Source organism: Streptomyces sp. ICN903, assembly GCF_022015835.1.
Taxonomy (GTDB): domain Bacteria; phylum Actinomycetota; class Actinomycetes; order Streptomycetales; family Streptomycetaceae; genus Streptomyces; species Streptomyces fenghuangensis.
Window position 1 is genome coordinate 25,187 of sequence record NZ_JAKMAY010000024.1, and the last position, 9,006, is coordinate 34,192.

Genomic DNA, 9,006 nt, shown 5'->3' on the forward strand with positions numbered 1-9,006 from the left:
TCCAGGGAGATAGAAGTACGCTTCCATAAAAGATACTCCTACTTCCTGGCGTGCCTCGTGATGTGCGCCCGTCGGCCTCGGCGCTTGCCGCCTCCTGAGGAAGTCGTGGCGTATAGGCAGGAAATACCGCAAATGTCGCGAACGAATGAGGCCAGAACTGAGACCGGGGAACGACGAAGGTCCCGGCCGCTGGGCGGTCGGGACCTTCGTTTCGGCTGGTCGGCCGTGGCGGAGGATACGAGATTCGAACTCGTGAGGGGTTGCCCCCAACACGCTTTCCAAATGTTCGCCCGGGGGTCCGGTGGCGGTCGTATGCGTCCTGACCTGCGGTGAAGCGTTCGGATCAGCTCTGTCTGGACGGGGACGGACGGGGGTGAACGAGACCAGAACTGAGACCACAGGAGCGTCAGCCCCTTCTTACGCCCTGCGCCAGGCGCTGAGCAGTTCATCAGGGCCGTATGCCGCCCGGAGCCCGGAACAGGTGGTCCCGTTGCGGGAGACCGCGACGAGCGGTACCGGCTCGTCGGTGATCGCGGCCCGGTGCTTTTGCAGCGCCGCCAGGTCGTGGCTGTCGAACGCGGAGTTCTCCAGCCACTTGACCGAACCGAGGAAGAGCAACTCCTTGGCCACCGGCTGCCGGTCGGCGCCGACCAAGTCGACTTCGACGTCGTTGCTGCGGGTCCAGTACCCGCCGATCGCCGGGGCGGCGGGCAGGAGCCCGTCCGGCAGGAGACGGGCGAGGGATTCCCGGACGAGGGGCTCGATCGCACGCCCCCGCCAGCTCGTCCACTGCTCCTTGATCCGGCTCAGCGTGAGATCCCCCCGCATCCGCTCGATTTCCGCCATGTGGGGATCCAGGAACGCGAGCCAGAACCGGAGGTAGGGATCGGCCACGCGGTAGCGGCGTTCCTTCGACGGTCTCAGCGAGACGGGCAGCTCGGCTGCCACCACCCGTTTCTCGGTCAGGACGTCAGTGGCTCGGGTGAGGGTGGTGTGGGCGATGCCACCCGCGGCGCGTGCGATGTTGGTGAAAGTTCGCTCGCCGGTTCCGATGGCCCGCAGGACTTCTCTGCTCATCGCCCGCGGTGGAAACTCCGCGGCAAGTGACCGCTCGGCGGAGACCAGCAGTGCCGAGATCGGGTTGTCCAGCGAGTCGCGGAGGAACTCCCAGACATCGGCCCCGGGCCGCCACTCCGCGCAGACCAGCGGAAGACCGCCTGTGATGAGGGCGGCGTCGAATGCGGCAGCCGGCTCAAGACCGAGCATCTCGCCGATGTCGGCCGGGTTCAGCGGCCCCACGACCATTTCCCGGCCCCGCTGGTGGAAGGGCCGGTCGTAGCTGTTCAGCGCCTCCATCATCGACAGATCGGAGCCGACCAGGAGGAGAAGTACGGGTTTACGGCTGAGCAGGCGGTCCCATGCCCGCTGGAGCATGCCCTCGAAGGCGTCGATGCGGTCCATGAGGTACGGAACCTCGTCCATGACGACCACGCTCGGGCTGTCGTCGGGAAGGATCTCCGCAAGCAGCCTGAATGCAGCATTCCACTGCTCCGGAGTCTCCTCCGAGAACAGTTCCCGCTCCGGCAGCGTGGACCTGGCGACGGCGTCGAGCAACTCCGTCAGCTCGTCCTCCGCCGTGCCGCCCGCCGCGGTGAAGAACAGGGACGGCACCTCGGTGCGCCGGAGGAATTCTTCGACGAGGCTGGACTTGCCGACCCGCCTCCGCCCGCGCATGAGGATGCACTGTCCCGGCTTCGCCGCGCCGACGGCATCGTGGACCGACCGCAGGGCGCTGCCGAGCACGTTCAGCTCGCGGTCCCGACCGATGAAACGCCGCATTCAAGCCTCCTGCGAGGAATGGTATCGACAGGAATACTATCGCTGTCGATACCATTCCCCCTCGTTCGGGTGCGGCGCTCATGACGCTGTGAACGCGGGAGAGTGCGAAAACGCGCTCGGCGTCCCGAAGGCGGCACCAGGCTTCGAGACAGGGCGGACCGAGGTCCAGGCTGCTGAGGGTGCGCACGGTTCGGCTGCCCGAGGTGGCAACGTACCCGACGGTGATGGCCTGACCTGCGTCGATCAGCCGCACGGATGGTGTGCCGGTGACGACAGCGGTGAGGTCGGCGTCGATCGGGACTTCATGCCCGGGCACCTCGCGAGATCAGGATCATGACAGGGGGCGGACCCGCCGCGGGGGTTTCAAGGGTGTCCTACGCCTGTGATCCGCAGGTGCCGTACGGGAGCGGCTTCCCTCGTTGTTGGGCGCCGACATCCGCGGAGCGGCGGGAACGGGTCTACCCGGATACCCGGAACATTCGAATTGGGTGCATGTGAACGCAACCAGAAATGCAGCCAGAGCACAACGAGAAGCCGAGTCGCAGATCGCGGCTCGGCTTCTCGTTTCGCCTGTTCAGGCGGTTGCGGAGGATACGAGATTCGAACTCGTGAGGGGTTGCCCCCGACACGCTTTCCAAATGTTCGTCTGGGGGCTCGGCGACGGATGGGGTCGTTCTGACCTGGGACGGAGCCGGGAGTCGGACGGTTGATGAACGGCTCTGGACGGGGGTGAACGAGACCAGAAATGAGACCAGAGTGCCGGGTCACACCTTCTTGACGACGATCGACTCCGGAACCAGCTTCTCCAGGTCGTCCACGTCCGAGGTGAAGATGGTGACCTGCCCCTTCTGCTGGCGCGCGATGACGGCGAGCACCGCGTCGATCGCGTACTTGTGGCCATGCAGCTTGGCATCCGCCAGCAGGCGGCGGGCCTGGCGGGCCTCGTTCTTTCCGATGTCGGCGACTCGGAGCCGCGAGAGCACCCAGTCCCAGCGCTGCTCGGTGGTTCTGCCGTCGTACGCCTCGATCAGCGTCAGAGGAGATGTCACCACCTCGGCTTCACCTCCGGCCGCGAGGCCGAGCCATGCCATCATCTTCCGGTCGCCGCGCACGGCCAGGGACAAGGCTTCGCAGTCGAGTACGAAGACGCGCAGTGGTCGCCGGCCCGGCTCACCGGCCCGCTTCTTCACGCGGCCTCTCCCGCGCCGTGCGTTCCGGCGGTGCGACGGCGCTCGTGCTCGGCGTCGAGCCCCTCCAGTTCCTCGAACGCTGCCGTGTGCTCCTCCTCGGTGAGGGAGCCGTGTTCCTCCTGCAGCCAGTCGGACAGCTCCCGCAGCCGGTCCCGGTCGCGCTTGAAGCGCAGCGCCTCGGCGACGTACGCCGACAGGCCCCGCTCCGCCGCCTCCGCGCGGATCTCGTTCAGGAGATCCTCGGGAATCGTCACCGTTACCTTCTTCGTCGCCATACAAGAGACCATACTCTTGGTATCGCCTTGCTTACCAGTGCGTTCTGTGACCGCCGGATCGGCGATCAGGCGGTCGTGGCGGGACGTGGGCTGCCGTGGAAGACCTGTCCGGTGTGCCAGGAGCGGTGGGCGGCGGCGATGGGGCGGATGCCTGGCTGGGGACCTATGACCGGACGGCCGGCGAGCGTGATGACGTGCTCGCGGGCGGCGGTACTGCGGCCGACGAAGCTCTGCGAGACCAGGATGCGGTGGCCCTCGCCGATACCGAGAACGCCCTTGTCGAAGAGCTTGTGGTGCAGCGAGCACAGGCACAGCCCGTTGTCGATGTCGTCCGGTCCGCCGAACGCCCACCAGCGCACATAGGCGGCCTCAAGCCCGACCGGCACCGCGCCGATCCTGCCGTCGTACCCGCAGAAGGCGCACTGGTACTCGTACGCCGTCAGGACCATCTCCCGCATCCGCCGGTCCCGCTGCCTGCGCGCGGCCGAGAACCGTCCGGTCTCGGCCTCCTCCAACTCCAGGCCGACGGCTTCGCACAGCTCGCCGTGGAGGGAGGGCGGGAAGTTCAGATCGAGCAGCACCCGAGTCATCCGGCCGAGCAGGGACGGCTCCCGCCGCAGTGCCGTCCGCAGCTGAGGCGTCAGCCGCCCGGCGGCCCCGGTCGCCCGCAGCTCCCTGACTCCGGTCCCGGGGCTGCCCGTCCCGCGCTCGGTGCGCACCTCCCACACCCCGTCACTCACCAGGTGGTGGAAGGGATAGGCGGGCGTCGTCCGGTTACCGGGCCCGTACTCGGCGAGCAGCCGCCGCAGGTCCTGCTCCACCGCGCTGTACCGCAGCTCGCCGTCGGCGTCCTGCTGAAACCGGCTGAGCGCGTACAGGAACAGCAACGGCTTGTGCGGAGCCCGCACCCCACTCCTCGTCCACTGCCTCAGCTGCGCGGTGCGCTCGACCCAGTCCATGACCGGCGATCGTAGTGGCGGCTGGTCGAACAATGATCCGTGCACGGGGTGGGTCAGTGGGCCATGCCGAGGGCTACGCGGGCATGACGCCGAGGACGCGGGAGAGGGTGAAAACCCGTTCGTCCTCGCGCAAATGGCACCAGGCATACAGATGGGGCGGGTCGAGATCGAGCTCGCTGAGGGTACGTACGGTCCGGTTGCCCGAGGCGGCGACGTACTCGACCGTGATGGCCGTGCCGGCGTCGACGGCGTGGGCGAGCTGGCGGACATCGCTGTACGTCAGGTTCTTCGCGTACCCGGCGATGATCTCCTCGGTGTCCGTGCCGTAGGGGACCCCGGTGCCGAACGGGTCGGGATCCGGAAGTGCCGATGGGGCGTCCCGCAGCCTGGCGGCCAGGGCGCTCAGGCCGACGTCCACCGGGGTCTCGGTCGGCACGGACCGCCGTCGTTGGCCTGGGAGTGGGGTCGGAGCCGGGGCGGAGGCACGTCGGTGCCGGGTCTTCTCGACGCGTACGGTTCCGTCGGCCTTCTCGGCGACGGGGGCATAGCCGGCGGCCCGGAGCGCGGCGAGGGTCTTGTCGAGCGGAGTCCGGCAGACCAGCACGGTCGGCGCCAGCTGCCGCAGCCCGAGCTCGGCGAGCTTGCGGTGGGCGGCGAGTTCGGCGAGGAGGGCGGGTTCCTCGCCGTGGATCACGCAGGCCGCGGGCGCGATGCGCATACGGCCGTGGGCGCGCGCGGTGTCGTGGATCAGATACGACAGCGGCTGGGGAAGGGCGCCGACGGCGACGTCGGCCAGGTCGGCGGTGATGGCGTCGGGTGTACGGCCGGTGTCCAGGGCGCCGCGGATGGTGCCCGGGCTGAACCGCCACACGGATGCCGTGCCGACGGCTTCCCGCTCTGCGACGGCGTCCAGCAGGGCGGACAGGCGGGCTGACGGTGTGCCGGTGACGACGGCGGTGAGGTCCGCGCCGAAGCGGGCCGTGCTGGTGGCCGTCGGCAGCAGCCGCCGACTGGCCGCGGCCAGTGCTTCGCCGTCATCGGCCTGCAAGGCGGCACCGATGCGGGACAGGGAGCCGCGGGCCATCACACCGAGTAGTTCTGCTTCACGGACCACGGAGGCGAAGGGCGTGGCGTCCTGGGGAAGTGGATGGGCGAACGGACGGTGCCAGGCGACGAGCGGCCCCAGTTCCACGGGGCTCCGCACCCCCTGGTCCGCCGGGAGCGCCACCGCCGCAGCGAGAAGCCCGTCCCGGGCCTGCACACAGCCGCCACAAGGTGGTGTTCCGGCGAGTGCGGGCAGCGCCTTGCCGTCCTCGTCGCGGGCCTGGACCGGGGTCTGCGGCAACGTTCGCCACGCCTGGAGAAGCGCGGTGAGCTGCTCCGCCGGTTCCCGCTCCGCCCAGGCGTCGTAACCTTCCGTCGCCGCGACCCGGTCACCGTCCCGGGCCAGCAGCCCGGCGTCGTACGCCGTCTCCAGGACAAGGCGTACGACGATGTCGTCGCACTGCGCGGCCTTGGCGATCCGGGACAGCTCACGCGCCCCGACCCCTCCGGACTTCAGACGGGCCGGCGGAGACGCGGCGCACGCCGCCAGAACCGAGGCGGCGTGGGCGGCGAACGCCGTGGCGGCTGCCGCCGCCTCCCGATCCACCTCCGCCTCGGTGACGGACACCGTCCGCACGATGGGCGGGCACGGCTCGAACGGGGCGTGCCAGTCGGCCCCGCGCAGCGCGAGCGCCACCTCGGCCGGCATGCGTGCGGGCCCGTACCCGGAGTACCGGTCCTGGACCAGCAGTCCCCGCTCCAGCGCCCACCGCGCACCCGGTCCGGAATCGGCCCGTGGGGCCCCGAGCATCAGGAACTCCGTCTGTTCCTGCCTCTGTTCACCCTGGTGACGGGCTCGCCGCTCAAGCAGCTCCCGAGTGGCCACAGGCGCCGCCGCAACCACCGCGGCCACCCGCTTCGGATCACTGTGGTGTTCCAGCAGGGCGGCCAGCCGATCTTTCTTGGTGGTGCCGGGAGCTGGGATGCCCAAGGCCACCAGCATGCGCCGCAGTTCCTCGGAGGTCGTGTCCGCCAGCAGCCGGGCGAGCGGCGCGTCCAGCCCCAGCGGCGAATCCCACGCCTGCCGCAACGGCGCCGTCATGTGGAGCAGCCCTTGGCCGTCCGGCCAGACGAGCGCGTGATCGGCCAGTGTCTCCAGGGCCGCATCCAGCCAGCGATCGGTCTCCGTTTCGGCCACGTCCAGCAGGTCGGCCAAAGCGGCCCGTGGAACGGGTCCCAATGCCGCCAGCGCCTCAGCCACCTGCAGCTGTGGCCGCGCGAGCTCCGCCAGCACTGGGGCCACCGACGCCGGACGCTGAAGGCGGTCCGCGAGTTCGCCGAACGATCGTGGCTCCGGCGGGGACACGGCATCCGGGCGAGTCGCCAGGACTCGCTCAAGTCGGCCGACTTCCAGACCACTCAGCCACGAGGCCAGAGTTGATCCGCTGGGCTTTCCGATGGGGCACCTCACAAAGACGACGCCGTTGACCTTGGAACCGGAACCGGTCCTGCGCACGCTCCAGAATGGCGCATCGCGGGGGGACCTGTGTCCTGCGGCGGCAGGAAGCCGATGGTGAGTGAAGGGCGTTGTCCTGTGGATCGACTCACCAGTGGCAAAGCTATGCGACGAAAAGTGCTTTATGTCGGAAATAAACGAGACCAGAACTGAGACCACAGCATGCCGAGAACCCCGGCCGCTGAGCGGTCCGGGGTTCTCATTTCGCCTGTTCAGGCGGCTGCGGAGGATACGAGATTCGAACTCGTGAGGGGTTGCCCCCAACACGCTTTCCAAGCGTGCGCCCTAGGCCTCTAGGCGAATCCTCCGCCGGAAACATTACATGACGCGGGGGAGTGGTTGCGAACCCGATCCCCGGGACCGTCCCCAGCCCCCCTCCCGGGCCCGAGCACCCTCCGGCATCCGGTAGGCTTGGCGCAGCCCCTCACGTGGCGCTATCTCGCTGAACTCCCCCAGGGCCGGAAGGCAGCAAGGGTAGGTGAGCTCTGGCGGGTGCGTGGGGGGCGCCTGATTTTCCTCCCGCCGACGACCGTGCCCCCGTCCCCACGGGGGGCACGGTTGTCGGCGGTGGCCTATATCGTCGGAGGCGTGTCGTCCCTCGCGCTGTACCGCCGCTACCGCCCCGAGGCCTTTTCCGAGGTCATCGGGCAGGAGCATGTCACCGACCCCCTCCAGCAGGCCCTCCGCAACAACCGGGTCAACCACGCGTACCTCTTCAGCGGGCCGCGCGGCTGCGGCAAGACGACCAGTGCCCGTATCCTCGCCCGCTGCCTGAACTGCGAGGAGGGCCCGACGCCGGACCCGTGCGGGGAGTGCCGGTCCTGCCGGGACCTGGCGCGCAACGGGCCGGGCTCGATCGACGTCATCGAGATCGACGCCGCGTCGCACGGCGGTGTGGACGACGCCCGCGAGCTGCGTGAGAAGGCGTTCTTCGGTCCCGCCTCCAGCCGGTACAAGATCTACATCATCGACGAGGCGCACATGGTCACCTCGGCGGGCTTCAACGCCCTGCTGAAGGTGGTCGAGGAGCCGCCGGAGCACCTGAAGTTCATCTTCGCGACGACCGAGCCCGAGAAGGTCATCGGCACGATCCGGTCGCGCACCCACCACTACCCGTTCCGCCTGGTGCCGCCCGGCACCCTGCGCGACTACCTCGCCCAGGTGTGCGAACGCGAGGCCATCCCCGTCGAGGACGGTGTGCTTCCGCTGGTTGTGCGCGCCGGGGCCGGGTCCGTGCGCGACTCGATGTCGGTGATGGACCAGCTGCTGGCGGGCGCCGGCCCGGACGGCGTGACGTACGCCATGGCCACGGCGCTGCTGGGCTACACCGACGGCGCGCTGCTGGACTCGGTGGTGGACGCCTTCGCGGCCGGTGACGGTGCGGCGGCCTTCGAGGTGGTCGACCGGGTGATCGAGGGCGGGCACGACCCGCGGCGCTTCGTCGCCGACCTGCTGGAGCGGCTGCGCGACCTGGTGATCCTGGCCGCCGTGCCGGATGCCGGGGAGAAGGGCCTGATCGACGCCCCCGCCGACGTGGTGGAGAGGATGACGGCCCAGGCCTCGGTCTTCGGCCCGGCCGAGCTGAGCCGGGCGGCGGACATCGTCAACGAGGGCCTGACGGCCATGCGCGGCGCGACCTCGCCGCGGCTGCAGCTGGAGCTGATCTGCGCCCGGGTGCTGCTGCCCGCTGCGTACGGCGACGAGCGGTCCCTCCAGGCCCGTCTGGACCGTCTGGAGCGGGGCGCGAGCCTCGCGGGAGGCCTGGTGGCGGGTGCGGGTCCGGCGGGTGGGGCCCCCGTGGCGGCGCCCCCCGCGCCGGGCGGCGGTCCGGCGGCGGCCCGTACGGCCCTGGCCGGGCAGCAGGACGCGCCCGCACCGCAGGCCCCGGCGCCCACGCAGCCCACTCCGCCCGTACAGCCCGCACAGCCTTCCCAGCCCTCCGCCCCCGCGGGGCGGCCGGAGAGCGGGCCCGCACCGGACGCCGGCAGGCGGCCCGGCGCCTGGCCGGGGGCGGCACCGGGCGGTGGCGGTCAGGCGGAGCCGCAGGCCCGCCCCGGGGCGTGGCCCGGGCAGCAACAGCAACAGGCACAGCAGCCGGCGCAGCAGCCCGACCGGCCGCAGGACGACGGCCGGCGCCCCGGCGCCTGGCCCACTCCGGCGACCGCCCCCGCGCAGGCCCAGGC

At 70.2% G+C, this 9,006-nt stretch carries 6 protein-coding genes, 1 tRNA gene and 1 other RNA gene; 2 read left to right on the plus strand and 6 right to left on the minus strand.

The features are described 5' to 3' along the window. Positions 1 to 417 precede the first annotated feature (417 nt). The 6 genes from L7D48_RS04605 to L7D48_RS04630 form a co-directional block, all read right to left on the minus strand. On the minus strand, positions 418 to 1,839 hold the full coding sequence (locus L7D48_RS04605; protein WP_237877588.1) for an ATP-binding protein: 1,422 nt from the start codon (positions 1,837 to 1,839) through the stop codon (positions 418 to 420). A gap of 764 nt (positions 1,840 to 2,603) precedes the next feature. Beyond that, entirely contained in the window at positions 2,604 to 3,029 is a 426-nt protein-coding gene (locus L7D48_RS04610) for a PIN domain-containing protein (RefSeq protein ID WP_237877589.1), read from the minus strand. Further along, on the minus strand, positions 3,026 to 3,304 hold the full coding sequence (locus L7D48_RS04615; protein WP_237877590.1) for a ribbon-helix-helix domain-containing protein: 279 nt from the start codon (positions 3,302 to 3,304) through the stop codon (positions 3,026 to 3,028). The genes L7D48_RS04610 and L7D48_RS04615 overlap by 4 nt, the downstream gene beginning before the upstream one ends. Before the next feature lie 65 nt (positions 3,305 to 3,369). After that, a complete protein-coding gene (locus L7D48_RS04620; RefSeq protein WP_237877591.1) occupies positions 3,370 to 4,263 on the minus strand; it encodes a phosphorothioated DNA-binding restriction endonuclease in 894 nt (297 codons plus the stop codon). A gap of 73 nt (positions 4,264 to 4,336) precedes the next feature. Continuing rightward, the gene (locus tag L7D48_RS04625; protein WP_237877595.1) at positions 4,337 to 6,778 is read right to left on the minus strand and encodes a helicase-associated domain-containing protein; all 2,442 of its coding nucleotides are present in this window, start codon (positions 6,776 to 6,778) and stop codon (positions 4,337 to 4,339) included. A 268-nt stretch (positions 6,779 to 7,046) separates the two neighbouring features. Continuing rightward, positions 7,047 to 7,131, minus strand: a tRNA-Ser gene (locus L7D48_RS04630). A gap of 107 nt (positions 7,132 to 7,238) precedes the next feature. On the opposite strand from L7D48_RS04630, the gene ffs reads away from it, so the two are divergent. Beyond that, positions 7,239 to 7,335, plus strand: an RNA gene (gene ffs, locus L7D48_RS04635) — signal recognition particle sRNA small type. Positions 7,336 to 7,411: 76 nt separating this feature from the next. Next, positions 7,412 to 9,006: DNA polymerase III subunit gamma and tau (locus tag L7D48_RS04640; protein ID WP_237877592.1), on the plus strand; the 1,595-nt coding region annotated here is incomplete at its 3' end.